General features: G+C 45.8%; 15 protein-coding genes and 1 other RNA gene. 8 read left to right on the forward strand and 8 right to left on the reverse strand.

Annotation, left to right across the window (positions count from 1 at the left end; translation table 11 throughout):
* Positions 1 to 42: 42 nt before the first annotated feature.
* Positions 43 to 1,197, forward strand: coding sequence for a porin (locus N5E87_RS19675; RefSeq protein ID WP_011624392.1), 1,155 nt, complete (start codon positions 43 to 45; stop codon positions 1,195 to 1,197).
* A 203-nt stretch (positions 1,198 to 1,400) separates the two neighbouring features.
* On the opposite strand, the gene N5E87_RS19680 is transcribed toward N5E87_RS19675, so the two are convergent.
* Both N5E87_RS19680 and N5E87_RS19685 read right to left on the reverse strand, forming a co-directional pair.
* Complete coding sequence (locus tag N5E87_RS19680) at positions 1,401 to 3,752, reverse strand: YgiQ family radical SAM protein (RefSeq protein ID WP_279775774.1); 2,352 nt, start codon at positions 3,750 to 3,752, stop codon at positions 1,401 to 1,403.
* 213 nt (positions 3,753 to 3,965) lie between these two features.
* Positions 3,966 to 4,364: an MAPEG family protein gene (locus tag N5E87_RS19685; RefSeq protein ID WP_279775775.1), complete on the reverse strand. Its 399-nt coding sequence runs from the start codon at positions 4,362 to 4,364 to the stop codon at positions 3,966 to 3,968.
* Between the two features lie 155 nt (positions 4,365 to 4,519).
* Here N5E87_RS19685 and N5E87_RS19690 point away from each other — a divergent pair, with 155 nt between their 5' ends.
* The 3 genes from N5E87_RS19690 (at position 4,520) to N5E87_RS19700 (ending at position 8,216) form a co-directional block, all read left to right on the forward strand.
* On the forward strand, positions 4,520 to 5,740 hold the full coding sequence (locus N5E87_RS19690; RefSeq protein WP_011718608.1) for a threonine/serine exporter family protein: 1,221 nt from the start codon (positions 4,520 to 4,522) through the stop codon (positions 5,738 to 5,740).
* A 175-nt stretch (positions 5,741 to 5,915) separates the two neighbouring features.
* Positions 5,916 to 7,556: a hypothetical protein gene (locus tag N5E87_RS19695; protein WP_279775776.1), complete on the forward strand. Its 1,641-nt coding sequence runs from the start codon at positions 5,916 to 5,918 to the stop codon at positions 7,554 to 7,556.
* Positions 7,557 to 7,688: 132 nt separating this feature from the next.
* Positions 7,689 to 8,216 carry a hypothetical protein gene (locus N5E87_RS19700; protein ID WP_279775777.1) on the forward strand — a complete coding sequence of 176 codons (528 nt, stop codon included), beginning with the start codon at positions 7,689 to 7,691 and terminating at the stop codon, positions 8,214 to 8,216.
* A 372-nt stretch (positions 8,217 to 8,588) separates the two neighbouring features.
* On the opposite strand, the gene N5E87_RS19705 is transcribed toward N5E87_RS19700, so the two are convergent.
* Positions 8,589 to 9,782: a hypothetical protein gene (locus N5E87_RS19705; protein ID WP_279775778.1), complete on the reverse strand. Its 1,194-nt coding sequence runs from the start codon at positions 9,780 to 9,782 to the stop codon at positions 8,589 to 8,591.
* 325 nt (positions 9,783 to 10,107) lie between these two features.
* Between N5E87_RS19705 and N5E87_RS19710 the strand changes: the two genes are divergently transcribed.
* Positions 10,108 to 11,163, forward strand: coding sequence for a hypothetical protein (locus N5E87_RS19710; RefSeq protein WP_279775779.1), 1,056 nt, complete (start codon positions 10,108 to 10,110; stop codon positions 11,161 to 11,163).
* 41 nt (positions 11,164 to 11,204) lie between these two features.
* On the opposite strand, the gene N5E87_RS19715 is transcribed toward N5E87_RS19710, so the two are convergent.
* On the reverse strand, positions 11,205 to 11,714 hold the full coding sequence (locus N5E87_RS19715) for an ATP-binding protein (protein ID WP_279775780.1): 510 nt from the start codon (positions 11,712 to 11,714) through the stop codon (positions 11,205 to 11,207).
* A gap of 22 nt (positions 11,715 to 11,736) precedes the next feature.
* Positions 11,737 to 12,129 (reverse strand): ASCH domain-containing protein, encoded by a 393-nt coding sequence (locus tag N5E87_RS19720; RefSeq protein WP_279775781.1) that lies wholly within the window; start codon positions 12,127 to 12,129, stop codon positions 11,737 to 11,739.
* Between the two features lie 422 nt (positions 12,130 to 12,551).
* Between N5E87_RS19720 and N5E87_RS19725 the strand changes: the two genes are divergently transcribed.
* On the forward strand, positions 12,552 to 13,094 hold the full coding sequence (locus N5E87_RS19725) for a recombinase family protein (protein WP_279775782.1): 543 nt from the start codon (positions 12,552 to 12,554) through the stop codon (positions 13,092 to 13,094).
* A 251-nt stretch (positions 13,095 to 13,345) separates the two neighbouring features.
* On the opposite strand, the gene N5E87_RS19730 is transcribed toward N5E87_RS19725, so the two are convergent.
* The 3 genes from N5E87_RS19730 to rsmI all read right to left on the reverse strand — a co-directional run bounded on the left by N5E87_RS19730 (position 13,346) and on the right by rsmI (position 16,237).
* Entirely contained in the window at positions 13,346 to 14,890 is a 1,545-nt protein-coding gene (locus tag N5E87_RS19730) for a tyrosine-type recombinase/integrase (RefSeq protein WP_279775783.1), read from the reverse strand.
* 72 nt (positions 14,891 to 14,962) lie between these two features.
* An RNA gene (gene rnpB, locus N5E87_RS19735) (RNase P RNA component class A) lies at positions 14,963 to 15,316 on the reverse strand.
* Between the two features lie 75 nt (positions 15,317 to 15,391).
* Positions 15,392 to 16,237: a 16S rRNA (cytidine(1402)-2'-O)-methyltransferase gene (gene rsmI, locus N5E87_RS19740; protein ID WP_279775784.1), complete on the reverse strand. Its 846-nt coding sequence runs from the start codon at positions 16,235 to 16,237 to the stop codon at positions 15,392 to 15,394.
* Positions 16,238 to 16,325: 88 nt separating this feature from the next.
* Between rsmI and N5E87_RS19745 the strand changes: the two genes are divergently transcribed.
* Positions 16,326 to 18,209, forward strand: coding sequence for a penicillin-binding protein activator (locus tag N5E87_RS19745; protein WP_279775785.1), 1,884 nt, complete (start codon positions 16,326 to 16,328; stop codon positions 18,207 to 18,209).
* Positions 18,206 to 18,532 carry a YraN family protein gene (locus N5E87_RS19750; RefSeq protein WP_023266395.1) on the forward strand — a complete coding sequence of 109 codons (327 nt, stop codon included), beginning with the start codon at positions 18,206 to 18,208 and terminating at the stop codon, positions 18,530 to 18,532. Before N5E87_RS19745 ends, N5E87_RS19750 begins: the two co-directional genes overlap by 4 nt.
* Positions 18,533 to 18,549: the final 17 nt, after the last annotated feature.

An 18,549-nucleotide genomic window follows, 5' to 3' on the forward strand; every position in this document is an offset into this window, starting at 1 on the left:
CTTAAGGTCCCCAGACAAAACTTGCCTATTTTCGGTGGAACTATGAAAAAAACATGCATCGCGTTAATGCTACCCATGCTGTTGGCCGCCACCAGCAGCCAAGCGGTTGAACTCTATAACGATCAAAAAAACTCATTAGATTTAAGTGGTTGGTTAGGCTTCGCGGCACTCAACGACAGCCACGATACCTCAGTAATTGATGACTCCTCCCGAGTACGATTTAGCTTTGAACGCAGCGAGAGAAATGGCTGGACCGCCTTTGCCACCACAGAATGGGGCATCAACATGGTGTCCAGCGATGACAGTTTAGTGATGCAAGGTGGCAAACTGGCCGCCGAAAAAACCGAAGACTTCCTCTATAACCGTTTAGGTTATGTCGGTATGTCGCACGATGAATGGGGTAGCCTCAGTTTTGGTAAGCAATGGGGCGCTTACTATGATGTTGCAGGCACAACGGATTTACCGAACGTGTTCGCCGGATATAGCGTCGGCGCCTACGCCTTTAGTGATGGCGGACTAACCGGAACTGGCCGTGCCGACTCCGCGTTTATCTACCGTAATAGCTTTGGCCCAGTGCAAATTGCCCTGCAATACGCCGCCAAAACCAATGGTGATGTCACCTTAAAAAACGATGACGGCAGCGAAATGACCAACTCTGAGCTTAATTTCGACAGCAGTTACGGTGCCAGCCTGACCTACTCACTCACAGATAAATTTAAACTGCTCGCCGGCTTTAACCGTGGCGACTTCGAAGGCCATCTAGGTAACACTCAAGTTGATGAAACCAACGAAATCGTCGGTATCGGCGCCATGTATGGGGATTACTATCACTACGCCGATAACCGTGAAGCCAGCGGTCTCTACGTCGGCTTTAACGCCCATCAGAGTAAGAACAATGAGTTGGTCGGCGGCGAACTCTACGACGCTACTGGCGCTGAGCTGATGACGGCCTATCAATTCGATAATGGCTTTGTGCCTATGATTGTCCTCAGCTATTTGGACTTAGACACAGATGCCAGCACGCCTATCCAAGGCAAATGGACCCGCCAATTCGCCATGCTTGGCCTGCACTACCGTTACAGTAACGACACTGTGATGTTTGCCGAAATGAAGTTAGATTTCAGCAACATGGATGACCCTGCACTCGAAGCGCAGGAAGATAATGGCTTTGCGGTAGGGATTAACTACTTCTTTTAGGAATGGAAAGTCTTCATCAGGCTCTCCCGTACATTGAGGGATAGTGGCTCACGTTCCTCATATCCGTGGGCCCATTTGAGACTGAGGTGCGGCGCACGTTCCGTCTACAAACGCTCGCCACACACTCATTGGATGGTACCGCTGGTTTACCATCATCTCTGCGCCACTCCAAATAGGTTTACTGGAGTGGCTTTTTTTCGCCGTTACTTAGCGTGCTGACGGCCTGAAGCGGCTTTGTTTCCGCGGCCTTGGTGACCAGCCTTACCCTGCTCAGATTTTCCCTTAAAGCCCGACTGACCAAAAGGCGCCTTAGCGCCCGGACGGCTGCTCTTAGGCTGCTGACCTTGCGTTGCATTCGCCCCAGACTTAGGTCCCTTAGGCTTGCTTGCGCTCGGTTTGCCCTTGGCATCGCCTTTACCTTTACCCTTACGCTCATCGAACTGATTGCCCGAGAAGCGCGTCAGGGCTTTTTGCCCTTGGTTAGCATCCTTCATCCATTTCTGTCCACGTTCGTTGCGCCCTTCAGGTGGAACGAGGTGATTCGGACTGTTGCCAATCAAATCTTCACGCCCCATGGCAATCAAACCTTCACGGATGATAGGCCAACCCGCTGGATCATGGTAACGCAGCAGCGCCTTATGCAGGCGACGTTGGCGGCCCTTCTTCGGCACGGGCACCACTTCACTGGTGTGCTTGACGTTTTTCAACGAGTTCAACTCAGTGTGATAAATGGTCGTCGCATTTGCCATTGGCGATGGATAGAAGTTTTGCACTTGGTCGAGCTTAAACTTACGCTCCTTCAACCAGAGTGCGAGGTTGAGCATATCCTCGTCGGTCGTGCCCGGATGCGCCGAAATAAAATAAGGGATCAGGAACTGTTCTTTACCCGCCTCTTTAGAATACTTGTCGAACAGCTCTTTAAACTTATCGTAGGCGCCCATGCCGGGTTTCATCATCTTGCTGAGCGGCCCTTCTTCGGTATGCTCAGGGGCGATTTTCAAATAGCCGCCCACATGGTGCTGGACCAACTCTTTGACGTAGGCCGGATCTTCAATCGCTAAGTCGTAACGCACGCCCGAAGCAATCAAGATTTTCTTGATGCCGGGCACGGCACGAGCGGCGCGGTACAAGTCGATAGTGTGTTTATGATCTGTGCCTAAATGGCCGCAAATCGATGGATACACACAGGATAAACGGCGACAGGTTTTCTCCGCTTTTTCACTGGTACAGCCGAGGCGATACATGTTGGCGGTGGGGCCGCCTAAGTCGGAAATCACCCCAGTAAAGCCGGGAACCTTGTCCTGAATATCTTTGATTTCTTTGATAATCGATTCTTGCGAACGGCTCTGGATAATCCGGCCTTCATGCTCGGTAATCGAGCAGAATGAACAGCCACCAAAGCAACCGCGCATGATGTTGATCGAGGTTTTGATCATGTCATAGGCGGGGATTTTGTCCTTACCGTAGGCAGGATGCGGCACCCTTTTATAGGGTAAATCGAACACGGCATCCATCTCGTCGGTATTGAGTGGCCAAGCCGGAGGGTTCACCCACACACCACGGTCACCATGGGGCTGGAACAACGCTCGCGCACAACCCGGGTTTTGCTCTTGGTGCAAAATCCGCGAGGCATGGGCGTATAAGTATTTGTCCTCAGAGACCTTTTCAAAGGCTGGCAGCAGCACATAGGTTTTATCCCAAGGCTTAGGGCGTGGTGGCTGCACACTGATAGGTTTTGGCGCATCGTTATCGAAAATTTTAACATCCGATGGGCCAGATAAGTTGGCGCAGCCCACATCGTCGGCGCCATAGGGGTTCGGGATAGGATCGATTTTATGCAGTTGGTCGATCTTACGCGAATCCATCCCACGCCACTCGGGCATAGGTTCTTTACGGATAACCGCTGTACCGCGCACATCCTGAATATCCGCAATCGCTTCACCCGCCGCTAAACGACGCGCCACTTCAACCAGCGGACGCTCGGCGTTGCCGTACATCAAGATGTCGGCCTTAGCATCGAAAATCACGCTGCGGCGGACTTTGTCCGACCAATAATCGTAGTGGGCGATCCGGCGCAGACTCGCCTCGATGCCGCCAATGATCACTGGCACATCTTTAAAGGCTTCTTTACAACGTTGGGTATAAACGGTCACGGCGCGGTCGGGGCGCTTACCGCCCACATCGCCAGGAGTATAAGCATCATCGCTGCGAATACGGCGGTCGGCGGTGTAACGGTTGATCATCGAATCCATGTTGCCGGCGGTGACACCAAAAAACAGATTCGGACGCCCTAGCTGCATAAAGGCATCTTTGCTCGACCAATCGGGCTGAGAAATAATCCCAACGCGGTAGCCTTGGGCTTCTAACATCCGGCCAATGACCGCCATGCCAAAGCTTGGGTGATCCACATAGGCGTCACCAGTGACAATAATAATGTCACAACTGTCCCAGCCTAATTTCTCCATCTCCTTGCGAGACATAGGTAAAAAAGGCGCTGTGCCAAAGCACTCGGCCCAATACTTGGGATGGCTAAACAGTGTGGATTCAACTTGCATCGATTTTGACCCAAAAGCGTAATGTCAAACAAAGGTGCAGGCAAAAACGGGCCGCACCGATTTAGGGACGCGGAGTATAGCAGGCAAACAGGGATAAGTGCGATTAAAAAAACAGCAGCCGAGGTGTTTTTCGGGGTATTTGCACCAATGTGCTCAATACCCCTAAAGTGGCTAGGGATATGGCTTAGACGGCCATTACCACTATCTCAGTGGTTATAAACTTTGGGCAAAATGCACTAAGTTGACCAAGGCTAGGCTGATAGTCACCAACCAAGTGAGCAACACGCCCCAAAAACGGCCGAAATGATAACCGCCTTTACCCTGAGTTAACCCTATTGCATGGAGCAAGCGTGCCACAATCCACACGGTACCAAAACAATGCAAATAGAAATGCGCTAAGCCACCCGCCTCGGCCACCAGCATTAAAATCAATACGATGGGCGCATTCTCAATCAGATTCGCATGCACCCTGCCCGCCAGCGCCAAGGCATTGTTGCCGCCATCACCGAGTCCGATTTTTTGGCTTCGTCTTAATTTCACCACTCGATAAGCCAGCGCTATTATCAACAACCCAGTCAAGCTGGCGTAAAACCCTGTTACCATCAACGGCATAGCGATTCCCTTTTAATTAACACCACCGCGGCATTTGCCGCAAAAATTCAGCAATTTATTTGTATTAAGCTTAAAAGCCATTAACCTTTTAGCGACAAGATAGGTTAATATGCGCGCGTGATCTCTTACAACTTTTTATACAGTGAATAGCCCGATTGGATAACGAACAGTTTCTCGAAAAGCGTAAATTTATCATTAAGCTAGGCAAGGCTTTACATAAGTTTGGCACACCCGCTTACCGTCTTGAAACCCATTTGCAAACCGTCTCACGGACGCTCGGAATCGAAGGTTATTTTTTAATCTCGCCGACCTCCATGACCTTCGTATTACAACACGATACCGATCAAGAATATAACCATGTTGCGCGGGTTAAACCCGGCGAATTGGATTTAGGCTCCCTCGCTCGCACCGATGAACTGGTGGATGAGCTCACCTCGGGTAAACGCACGCTCACCGAAGCCTTAGATAGGCTAGAGGAAATCGCCAACAAACCCAACCCCTACGGCCCAGCATTAACCTGTTTCTCCTTTGGTACCTCGGCGGCTGCCTTTGCCATGTTGATGGGCACGGGTTGGAACGATGTCTTTTGGTCAGGCTTGTTAGGCTTGTTGGTCTATGGTTTTGTGTACCGCGCCGAACGCTCGACGCGCATGGCAGAAGTGTTAGAGCCATTCGCGACGATTGTTTGCGCCATTGCCGCCTGCGCCATTGCCCGCATCGATCCCAATATTAATATTCCCGTGGTGATCCTTTCCTCCATCATCATCTTTATTCCCGGCTTAGCCCTAACCTTAGGGCTGGCGGAACTGGCGGCACGCGACCTGATCTCTGGCACAGCGCGGATCATGGATGCCAGTATGTTGTTGTTTAAGTTGTATTTTGGCGCTGTGCTAGGGATGGCAATAGGTAAAGCCTTCTTCGGTGAAGCCATTCATATCGAGCCTGAGGGATTACCGCGCTGGGCGATTTGGTCGGCAGTACCGATTCTCTCGATGGCGCTGGTGTTTATCTTTAAGGCGCGGATGCAGGACTCGCCCTGGGGCGTACTGGCGGGGATAGTGGCATTCTTCTCTGCCATGTTAGGCGGGCACTTTTTTGGGGATTCTGTAGGGATCTTCTTCGGCGCCTTGGCGGTAGGCGTGTATTCCAATCTCTTCGCCCGTTGGATGAAGGCGCCCGCCTCGATTGCACTGCTGCAAGGTATTGTGATTTTAGTGCCCGGCAGTAAAACCTACATAGGGCTGAACGCGCTGATCTCCGGCGAAACTATGCTTAACCAATCCCATATTGGATCGCAGATCTTTTTGATCTTTATGTCGCTTATCGCCGGACTGATTTTTGCCAACGTCGTGGTACCGCCAAGACGTACGCTGTAACATTCCCTCTCTCAGGGCTGGCGCCAACTCCAGCCCGATTCTTAAAGTAACATTAAGTAAAATCATAATCTTATTAAAATGTTTCCTTGACTAATCGCCACTTCCCGTGTGTTATTAAATTGTGAAGCGCAGCAGAATCTTAAGCTGTCGCCATCCAGTTTACGGGAGTGGTTTTATGCAGAAGTTTACCCTGTATGCATTGATTCTACCTTGTTGCCTCTGTGGCCTAGTCTGCCTAGCCAGAGCGGATGAGGCCGCGCCCAAAACTGCAACCGCTGAAGCCCCGAAAAAGGTGAGTAAGATTGTGGTTGTCAGTAACCCGATCTTCGATGAATCCGATCCCGATGCATTTTTCATCCACCGCTGGGCAAACTATCTGCATATCAACACTAAGGAATATGTGGTTAAGGATAGGCTGACCTTTGGTGAAAACGAGACTGTTACCCAAAAAGACCTCGACGAATCCCAACGTTTGCTGCGTGCCGAACCTTATATTCGCGATGCAAAAGTCTATGTCAGCGAGAAAGACCCTGAGGCAGATGTTCACCCCGATGATGAGTCAATTGTTATCGAAACCTGGGATAACTGGTCACTGCTCCCCACGGCCAGCTTTAGTAGCTCAGGCGGTGACACCCGTTACTCCTTTGGGGTGAAAGAAGACAATCTCTTCGGAACAGGCATACGCACCCGCTTAAAATATCAATCCGATGAATCCCGTACTGGCTATAAGTTTGCCTTCGAAGCGCCCATTAGCATTATCGACCACGGTATTGTTGCCGCCGAGTTTTACGATAATAGCGACGGCCAAGCTAAGCATGTGTATGTCAGTAAGCCCTTCTATTCATTGAATACTGAGACCATGTACTCGGCAGAGTTTTTAGATGATAGCCGCACCGATATCTTGCGGCAAAACGGCCAAGAGGTGAACGAGTTTGAGCACACTGTCGACTATCTCAATCTGCAATATGGCTGGTTAATCAATAAGAATAACGATCACTTATCGCGCTTTATCACTGGTTTCACCCAAGATAAGCACGAGTTTGCCAATTCAGAGGTGTACCCCACTTCCGAGTTACCCCAGGACAGGGATTTTATGTATCCCTGGGTCGCCTATGAGTTTATTCAGGATGACTTTCAGGTGCTCAATAACGTGCATCTTATTCGTAATAACGAAGACTTTAACTTAGGTTGGCACCACTATATTCAATTGGGTATCGAGACCAATGATATAGGCGACAATAACCCAGTGGGTTACCACTTCAAATGGCAAACCACTCGCGGTTATAAGTTTGATGAGCATTTATGGTTACTCGAAATGGGCGCCACCAGCACCTTAGGCACCACCCAAAAAGATACCTATCAAGCCAATGTTCAGGCCGAGTACTTCTATCAAATCAATCCTAAATGGATAGCCTATGGCAAGGCGTGGGCGAGTGTATCAAATAATACTTACCTCGATCTCACCGAAGGGCTTGGCGATGAAACCGGGGTACGCGGTTATCCCAACGAATATCAACAGGGCGATAACCAATGGTTACTCACCGCCGAAATCCGTAATTATCCCAATATCAACCTATACCAATTGGCCGAACTCGGTTGGGCGGTATTTGCCGATGTCGGCCAAGCCTCGGGCGGTCCGTTAGCGGCCAATAACGAAGTCAGTGGCCCGCTTGCCAGTATAGGTATTGGCGCGCGGATTTATTCCTCACGCTCCAGTTACGGCAACGTCGCCCATATTGACCTATCAGTGCCCTACACGGGTGGTGATTCGGTCAACAGTTGGGAATGGCGTTTTCTGGTGAAGCGCAGCTTCTAATCTATGGTTTATCGCGCATCGGATATGCGCCTCGTTTTATCGCTGAGCACGCAGTTTTAGCAGTAAACGCTTGTCAGCCATCGACAAAGCGCATAGCGTAACTTAAGCGTTTAACGGGAATAAGGGACTAAAATGAAAAACTTCGCCGCTGGGCTTAACAACTTTTGGGTGGGATTATTCACGGGGATCATGCTGCCGCTGATTATCGTCGCAGGATTGTTATACGCCACCGTCGATAAATTCACCGGACTCATAGAAGACGCCGCCATCGCGCCTTTAATTAGTCGCAGCGAACAAACCTTCGACAGAGTCGATAATCTGCTCCTTACCTTAGACAATAAAGTCGACGATGCAAATTTAAAGGACGTAGCACTCTTAGCCCCGTTAAAGAACGCGCAATTGTTCCCAGAACTACAGGCACTAGCCAGCGGAATCACCAACCTCAAACAGACAGTCACTGAGATCGATAAACAAGCCGTATTAGCAAATCTGCAGGAAAAACTGCAAGCCTCACTGGAGACCAAATTCCCCGAGGATAAAGCGAAAGAACTCGCTCAGAATCTTATTAATATTGCGCAAGTGCTTGCGAGTGAACAAAAACACTTATCGGCAGCAGTAGAACCAACACCGAATAATCAAGCTATAGCGACAGATAGATAATAGGGAAGAATCTTCTTTTATTGCTATCCAGCCCGCTAATCACTCAGCAAATAAAAAGCCCGTTTACCTAATTAGATAAACGGGCTTTTTACTGAATTTAATGAGTTGGCCGATAAGACGAGTGAGTTGGCTCAATTGCTCAAAACCTCCATCTAAACAAACCATAACACAATGATTTTATTCAAAACAAATTTATGTAATTAGAGTTAGCCTAACTCATTTTGTACCAATTTTGTACCATCCATTCAAATGGAAATTGCTGGTGTGAGTTTATAGTCCTTATACACTAATGAAACTCTGGTGTACCTTTTAAAAACCAGCTGTACCAACGTTTAGAAAGGAGTTTTACTTTACACCTGTGAAGAGTAACTATTACTTAGGAACCATTTTGGGTAAACCTGTCCACACATCAAAATCAGTCCAATCTTCTGTAAGTTTTCGAACCTTTTTTAACTGGATAGGCTTCTTAAAAGGATTATCAATAGATTCTCTTAGCTCAATGGGATAAAAGCTATGTACGCAATCATCAATTGTTGTATAAATCTTGGCTGCCAAATTAGCATCAGAAAAACAAGATTCTAGCGCTATCTCCAGAGTTTGACAGAAATACAGGGTTTTAATTATTTGGGCATTAAAGTTGTATCCTTCAACAGTTATGTAGTCGAACTCCGATTCAACCTGTTCTACATTAATCGCACCATCTAACCCAACGAATACATGAATACTAGAAAGTGTCGCGTAGGTAGTAGTGTCAACATCAGAAGCTTTAGTTCTATCAAGAAAGTCCCACAATCTTATCTCTTTGCACTCATCAGGAGGAAGAATGGCAGGAGGACGCTTATCCACGAGTGGCGAGAGTTTAACTCCCGCCTTGAATATTCTCTCATACACTTTATTCGCATCATCCTGCGTGCCAAAGACAACTCCTAGTCTACGAGCCTCTAACCTAGCAATATCAAGCAATGTGAACTCTTCATTTGTAACGCTAAACGAATGATTTGGGACAGAACTTTCACCTTTTAGGTTATGTTGATTTTGAAAATCAACAAGCACAGGCTTAAACGCCTTTATCAGTTTCGATTTGGTCTGTCTCACATCCAATGAAGCATTACTGACAACATAGAATCCAGAGTTAAAAACCTTATTTTTCAATCTGTTGTTTAAGTCTGAAGGAATTATAACTAAGTTTCTCGGGGTCAACTCTCCAACTCTGAAATCCCCTCCCTTAAGAGGGAAAATGTGACCAATTTGAAGTTCAATTTTACTAGACCAAGTATTAGTATCAGCATCATACGAAAGCTGACCGTATTTTCGCCTTAATTTCCAAAGCTGATATAACTTGGTCAGCTCATCAACATTAAAATCATTACCCAATACTTTAATTGTCCCACTTTGGCTAATCCTTGTTACCAGCCATTTGCCAAAGGAAGAACGGAAAAAATTCGCTAGTCTTGTTTTCTGAGTAGCTAGTTTTCTGCACTTTTGGCACGTTTTAACCTTCTGGCTTGAAGTTTTGAACTCTGCATTACAACTCTCACAGTGAAGATAAAATTCTTTCCTTGGCATCCTTTAACCTCAATTCAAGATAACTAGGAATTAAGCCGTTTACCGACTTAAACCCACTGAATAATGTCAACGTAAAACATCTTCAAACAGACTTTCAAGTATCACACCAAACGATAATTATTCGATATCAACCAACAACACACGAACATTACACCCAGAGACCTTAAGCCACTAATTTAACGTGATTTTTTAAAATACTCTTCATTACTTATCTTATTAATGCTAGTCTCCCTAAACTAAGTAGGTTTATTGAGTCCAACACCTTTAACCATACACAATAATGTTGCGTTAAAAGAAAAGAGCCCATAGCAAGGAGGTAGAGAGGATGGAAAACTTAAGGATAGAGAAATTTTCACAGATAAACTTAGCCGACCCATTTTTTAACAGCTTAAAAGAAAACTACAAAGAGTTTTCGGAGTGGTTTCACAAAAAAGCAGAAAACGAAGCCCTAGTCCTTTATAACTTAGTCGGTGGTATTGAGGGATTTCTTTATTTTAAATATGAAAATGGCGTCAATGATGACACTGACCCGCTATTACCAAATACACACCACATGAAGGTCGGAACATTCAAGTTCAATCCTTTACAAACTCGAAGAGGTGACAGATATCTTAAAAAAATATTTGATTATGCAATATCAAAAAAACCTGATATTGATGATATCTACGTAACTATTTTCGGCGAAAAACATGGCTATCTTGTCGATTTATTTAAGCGTTACGGATTTGAAGAGTATGGCACAAAAACAACTCCAAATGGGGTTGAAAATGTTTTATTAAGGAACTTACATAAAATAACTGGTGATGTAGACAAAGACTATCCTTTTGTTAATACCAAAAATAATAATAAATACCTTCTATCCATTTATCCTAATTTTCACACTAAGCTCTTCCCAGACTCAAAACTCTTTACGGAATCTCCTGATATAGTACAAGACATTTCATATTCAAACAGTATCCATAAAATATTTATCTGCTCAATGGATGCCGTATTACGATTCAAAAGAGGCGATGTCATTGTCATATACCGAACTAAAGACGGACATTCCGCTGAATACACATCAGTTGCAACTTCACTCTGTGTCGTAGAAAGTATCAAACACATTGATGAATTCGCTCATGAACAAGCGTTTATAGACTACTGCATAAAATTCAGCGTATTTACTGAAAGAGAATTAAGAACTATATATAAAGAACGTAGATACTGCTTCATTCTGAATTTTACATATAATGTAGCCTTCCCCAAGAGACCTATACGCAAAATGTTGGCGGATGAGGCTGGATTATCACGCACTGATTACTGGGGAGTAATGCCTCTATCAGACAAGCAATTTGACAAAATCATTGAATTATCTGGTCTTGATAGAAAATTCCTTAGATAGAAATCAAGGAGGGCGCTGCTTCAATGGCAGTGCCCTTTACGTCAACTCTGTATCCATTCAACCAAATCAGTAACATCATCCCCAGAACGGTAGAGAAAGTTAGGCACATTGCGACTTTCGCAGTACTTTAATGTTTGTTCCAGCTCTTTAGCTTGGAAATCATCAAGTAGCTTTACATCTTGTTCTACACCATCCCTCTCAAATAAGCGCCTACGAATTTCATTTGTGTCGCAAGTTACCGTTATGATTTTCTTTGGACGAATATCATCAAATACACTGAAATCTAGTTCAATGATTGAGCCAGACTTCCCTAGTAGACAAAAGTGCCCATCTAATAAGATACTACTGTCATTTAGTTTTCCCAGTCCAAACAACAAAGTCGATTGATTACCCTTTGCATCCTGAACCCCCTTCCCCTCCTCAATATAATCTGAGTTTGCTTTTATTATGTCACTACAAGAATAAGCATTTATATTGATTAAAGAACGAATTTCGTTGCAAAGAGTGCCCTTCCCAACTCCGTGAACACCTGAAATAAAATAAATATCCATTTTGCCATCCTTAGCTAAAGACCTAACAAAAGTTACCTGAATAATCTAAATACTTAAAAGACTGAGGAGCCTTAAAGCTTGTATCACCCTTATACGGGTCGATTGGCTTACTGTATCTTGTAAGCTCAGTTATCTCTATCGCATAAGCGACCTTCTTATTTACAAAGTATTCATCAAAAAAACGCTTATCAATTCCTGACGCACCCTTTGTTTCCTCCCATAACTCCTCTGGACATTTTGCAAGGATATTGCCAATTTTAAATTCACCCACAATTTTACCCTCAGGCATTGTCGAGTAAATTACTACCGATTTAACCTCTGGACGTTTAAAAATAGCCTTTCTGTATTCAAATAATTTCTCTCCCGAGAAAATTTTATCAACAAACTCAGGTTTAATTGAAAGTAAAGCTTTCATTCTCTGTTCCCTAAACTAATCCATAGTTAAATACACAAATCCATCTAAATTTTTTTAATAAGATTAATTTTTAATTTGCAAAGCAAGATACTGTATATACAAACAGTACTTCAGAGTACCCATTGATTGCAAGAGTCACTCCATGACTTATCCACCAAAACACCATGCAAGGCAATAGCTATACGTTACTAGGCAATAAACACAAAAGCCAGCATCAGACACCTTTTATGCTAGTAGTGTTGCAGTAATAAGCCTAACATTACTGCCCCTAAGCCAATCGTTAACAATTTTAAAATCCCTAAGCAAATTTATCAAAATCTATAGTTTTGATAGACCATCAAAACACACTCTCAAAAATATGATTTGACTATTTTGATAGCGCGACTATCATAGATTCTATATAATATTGATAGGAATTAATCATGGACATTGGTTACATTCGGGTAAGTACAGCGGCTCAAAATACAGATAGACAGTTAGCACATGTTGAGCTTGATATGGTCATAACGGAAAAATTGTCGGCTAAGTCGATTAACAGGCCTGAATGGAATAGATGTAAGCAGTTATGTAGAATTAATGACACCCTGCACATACATTCACTTGATAGGGTCTGTCGTTCTGGTGCGGGTGATGCTGTGGCTATTGTTGAGGAAATGACGGCTAAAGGAGTTTCAATTGTCTTTCACAAAGAAGGATTAACCTTCAATGGGACGCTCACAGCAGCACAGAAAGGCGTTTTAAGTATTCTTGCTGCGGTTTCTCAAATGGAAAGAGAACTCATCAACGAGAGACGTTTAGAGGGCATAGAAGCAGCCAAATCTAAAGGGAAGTATGCTGGTAGACCTTCAGTACAAGTCTCTAAAGATGATATTGAAGCAAAACTATCTACAGGTGTTACCAAAGAGAAAGCTGCCAAAGAATTAGGTATTGGAGTTGCCACACTCTACAGGATACTAAAACAATAGACTGCGACAGTTTTGGGATTGATTTTAAGCCTTAGTCTATTCCCACACTTCCATATAACATCGCTAGGTGACAATCTTTATGCCACCAGCAAATTCTTATTCTTAATTTATTGATTATTCGACAATAACAGTAATATTGATAAAACCTAATCTCACCGCTGTTGGAGTGATTAACATTATTAATCTCAATAGTTATTTACTGTTGTTCAATGGATATTAAATGCTTTGGCGAAAGCAAATGGCTTCCTAATTCAATCAAAATCAATGGCATCAACAACACCGAACAAGGCCGATACTTGAAACTTATGAGTGTATCTAGTTGTGATGTCTCCATTTGCTGTAATTACATGACCAATAACTGATTGCACCTGCTCCCGCATACAGCCTTTCTCGAAAGCCTTGGTGATAAATGTATGTCTCAATCCGTGTAAGCTGTATCTTTCACCTGCATCATTTTTATCTGGAATACCCAAGGATTTAACAACAGATTTAAAGTAATCAGTAAATAAATTGCGATTGGCCTTAAGCTTAGGGAAGACATCATCTTTTGCACTTTTGATAAACTGAATAATCCCTAGCTCTTCAAGTGCTCTGGAGATTGGTATAGCCCTCTGTGCAGCATCAGTTTTTCCCTCTTCAATCCACAGATAAGGACGCCCAGTTTTATCATCATATTTCAAGCTGTCAGTTCTGAGGTTTGCTATATCTCCACGTCTAGCGCCAGTGTAAATGCTGATAAGTACAGCCCACTTTTTCCACCCCTCTTCCTTAGAGACCGCTTTAATAATGCTTAAAATCTGGTTGTTACTAAAATTTGAATAGCTTTTAGACTTCACCTTATAAACGATTCCATCTGTAGGCGACTTCTCTAGTAAATCCATTTCCTCGACTAAGAAAGAGTTGAAGAGACTTCCGCAAAACTTGAATAACTCTTTGACAGTCTTCGAAGAAACTCTATCCTCTTCATCAATTAAATCAACATCATAATCCATTATTTGTTTAATCGACATTTTAGTGAAATCACCAGTATTTCCTTTGGGGAAAGCTTCATACCGCTTAAGTAATTGCTTAATGTCTGCCTTGCGAATGTCGTAGATATTTCTATCCCCAAGCACATTAAGCATAATGTCAGCGTGACGCTCCATCTGCTTCTTTGGTTTGTGTGAAGTTTCTGATTTCCAATCCAAATACATCTTAATAGCATCAGAAAGCATTAAGACTTTAGGAGCGGCACTCACTGCAACTTGCTTTACAGCCTCACCTGAAGATAAAAGCTCATCCAAGCATGATTTGGCACTACTAAACTCTTCTTTGAACTGTTGGCTTCTGCCATTGATAATCAGCTCGCGCATTGCGCCAGCCAAATGAAACATTAGTTGCTGATAATCTCTTTTATCTTTTATGTCTGATGGATAAGGTGTCTTGATGCCGAAATCGCTAGGGTCAAAGCTGTGTCCACCATTTTTAAGTGAATCTCCTATTTCAGACTGAGCAACCTCCCAAGCGGTTGCGAACTCTCTTTCCTCTTCTCGTTGATACTCGGTCAAATTGTCAACGAAGCCGTAATCTGTTAATTCAGCAAATAAATCTAGTAATATCTGTTTGTTAGCTACGCTCGACATCAGCTTAATTCTCCTTAAAAGGGCTAATTTAGGCGCAATGAGTCCAATTGCTATTTCTTCTGAAGTAGTCAAAAGAGAATGTTTAATCTCTGCTTTTCCAACGATAACTGCAAGGTGTCTGGGAAGTCTGTAGCGGAAATAAAAAACGCCATTTCTGCGTTGTAAATGTCTCATTTGTGTACCACTTAAGTCTCAGCGGTTTCAAATAAAATCAAAAACAACACAAAAACAGCGTCTTAGTGTGATTTGGTGAGTTGGCCGATAAGCCGGGTCCTGTCTTGGACAGTCATTCATCTAGGCCTGCAATCGCTCGCAGGCTCAAGCGACCTACCCGGTTCCAACGCGAGCCACGCCATACGGAACCCTATTTGGTCTTGCTTCGGGTGGAGTTTACATTGCTACGGACTATTGCTAGCCGCACGGTGCGCTCTTACCGCACCCTTTCACCCTTACCACCTTAGCCGAAGCTATGATGGCGGTCTCCTCTCTGTTGCACTTGTCGTCGGTTCGCACCGCCCAGGCGTTACCTGGCACCCCGCTCTTTGAAGCCCGGACTTTCCTCCCCGCTCTTGCGAGCGCAGCGACTGTCTGGCCAACTCGGCGCGGATTATAGCCTAAGCAATCTGCGCGTACCACTGTTAATCCCGCCCATGTGCGCCTATCTCAAAGATCCGCTTATAAATCCGACTCTAAACCGAACTTATACAGGGCATTCTTTTTAAGACCGTGAATTTGCGCGGCAATGGCGGCGGCCTTTTTGAGGGGCAATTCTTCACAGAGTAATTTCAAGGTGTTGATGGCGACAGTCGGAATGGCGTCATCATCCTCCGCGGCGCGATGACCATGCACCATCAGCACTATCTCGCCTTTTTGCTGGTTAGGATCGCTGCTGACCGTGGTGAGCACCTCGGCAACAGGGCCAGAGAGGAAGGTCTCGAAGGTTTTAGTCACTTCCCGCGCCATCACCACTTGCCTCTCGCCGCCTAACACTTCGACCATGGTCGTCAGGCTATGCTCGATGCGGTGCGGTGATTCATAAAAAATTAACGTGCGAGAGTCTTCCTTAAGCTCGAGCAGCTTATCGGCGCGCGCCTTCTCTTTAGAAGGTAAGAAGCCTTCGAAGGAGAAACGATCCGACGGTAAACCCGATGCACTTAATGCGGTAATCGCCGCGCAAGGGCCGGGCAATGGGATCACTCTAAAACCCGACTGGCGCACATGGGAAACTAAGTGATAGCCGGGGTCAGAAATCAGCGGTGTGCCCGCATCGGAAATCAGCGCAATCGATTGCCCTGCGGCTAACTGCTCCACAATCCATTGGGCGCGGGCGCGCTCGTTATGGTCATGCAACGCGATCGTTTTGGTAGAAATACCAAAATGACTCAATAACTTGCCACTGTGGCGCGTATCTTCACAGGCAATCAATGCGACCTGAGTGAGCACTTCGATAGCACGTGGGCTCATGTCCCCCAAGTTACCAATGGGAGTGGGAACAATGTAGAGTGCGACGCTTTGGTCCATATATACCTCGGTAATGACAGTGCCAAGACTTTCGTCAAGCGCAAGAGAAGGTTAAACTAGAGGCAGCATCTTACCAGAGTGAAGCCCAGTGTTAAAAAGCCTGAATACAACTAAGTTCGTTTCCGTGGCCATTTTATCCGCAGTGTTGGCGGGTTGCGGCAGCCAAGCGCCCAGCTCAACCGGTACTGCCCCCACAGTGGCCACCTCTTTAGCCTCTGCACCATTGGCGCCCAATGTGTATTTAGCACAGGCCGCGAATAGCAAAGATCCGCAGCAGCGCGACACTAACCTGCTGCTGGCGGCGCATGCCTATATCAATGCCAATGACTATGCGGCAGCGCAGAAACTGCTGAAGTCGATGCAGCCAAGTCTGACCCAAACCCCAACTCTGGTGGCCGAGCATAAATACCTGACGGCGCGGGTATTAGAGCACACATCGACCTATGTCGAGGCGCTCAAGACCCTGAGCTATCCAAGCACTTGGGTGTTACCCGGCTGGCAAATGGCCGCATATCATCAATTTAGAGCGCATTTATTCCAGTTGAATAAGCAACCTATCGAGCAAGTGCGCGAGTTGAGTTTATTGACTACCTATTTACCGCCCGCCGAGGCGAGTGAAGTCAATAACCAGATCTGGCAAGTATTGCAGCCAATGCATGAGCAAACCCTGCAAACCTTTATCCGCGATGCCAACAACCCAGTATTTGCTGGTTGGTTGCAGCTCGCCTATATCGCCAAACATTATGCGGTCGACCCTAATCAACTGGTTCGTTACTTAGGCGACTGGCAAAAGCAGAATCCTTATCATCCTGCGGCAGCCAAATTGCCGACCGATTTGGATCGGGCGCTTAATGCCAAGCCATTCATGCCGAAGAATATCGCCGTCCTGTTACCGCTCACAGGTCAACGCGCTAGCGCGGCCAATGCGATTCGCCAAGGGATTTTGGCCAGCTATTTAGCCAAACCCAATGAACAGGTTGCGGTAAATTTTTACGATACCGCCAATGATGCCGTCGCCGCCTATCAGCAAGCGGTGAATGCGGGTGCTGAGTTTATTATTGGCCCCTTACTGCCAAATGAAATCGATCAATTACTGGCACTAAACAACACAGCCCCTGCGACCAGCACGCCATCGGGCACAGCTCCCGCAACACCTACGGATCCGATAGCACCCATCCCGCAGCTATTTTTGAATCAAACTGATAAGTTTGTGCCCGATATCAATAAGTTCTACTTTGCACTATCACCAGCCCAAGAAGCAGCCGATGCCGCAACGCGCATGTATCAAGATGGCGTGACTATGCCATTGCTGCTCGCCAGCAACGACGCCATCGGTAAGCGTATGGCAGAAAGCTTTATCCAAGCTTGGAAAAAGAAAAGCGATACCCCTATCGAAGTCTATTACTACGATGGTGGCGACAAGATGAAAACCACAGTGCAGGATGCACTCGGTGTCCGTGATAGCCAAGCACGTATCGCGCGGATCAAGGAGCTACTCGGTAATTCGGTACAGGCCGATTTTCGCTCACGCCAAGATATCGATGCGATTTATATGATCTCGACGCCGCAGGATTTAACCTTGCTCAAGGCCTTTATCGATGTGAACTTCAGCGTCTTTACTCAGCCAGTGCCGCTGTACACCTCAAGCCGCAGCCGCATCGACAACGAATCGAGCCAAACGGCGCAGGATTTAAATAACCTGACCATGAGCGATGCACCTTGGCTAATGCAAAACAGTGAAGAAAACCTGATGGTTAACACACTATGGTCGGGCTGGAATAACGGCCAAAAACGCCTGTTCGTGATGGGTTATGATGCTATGGATTTGATCAGCAAACTGGCGCAGATGCGCTCATTCACAGGTTACCAGTTCAATGGACGTAGCGGCGTGTTATCCGTCAATCCAGACGGCGTGATTAACCGCCAATTAAGCTGGGGACGCTATCAAAGAGGCAGTTTCCGTCAACTATGACACTCGGACAGCAGGCAGAGTCGCTCGCTCAAGGTTACCTAGAACAGCAAGGTTTAACCTTTGTCGAGCGCAATGTCCGCTATCCCTTTGGTGAAATAGACCTCGTCATGCGCCATAAACACCACTGGGTATTTGTTGAAGTAAAATATCGCTCAGCAAATCAATTTGGCGGCGCAATACAAGCACTTAGCAAAGCACAAATCGGCAGGATCCGCATGGCGGCCAGCCACTATTTACAGACGCATAAACTGGATGTGCCGTGCCGATTCGACGTTGTCGCCATCGAGGACGCGCAAATCCACTGGCTAGTCGATGCCTTTTAAACGAGGCCTTCGACTCA

Origin of the sequence: Shewanella sp. GD03713, from assembly GCF_029843705.1 — a bacterium.
Taxonomy (GTDB): Bacteria; Pseudomonadota; Gammaproteobacteria; order Enterobacterales; family Shewanellaceae; genus Shewanella.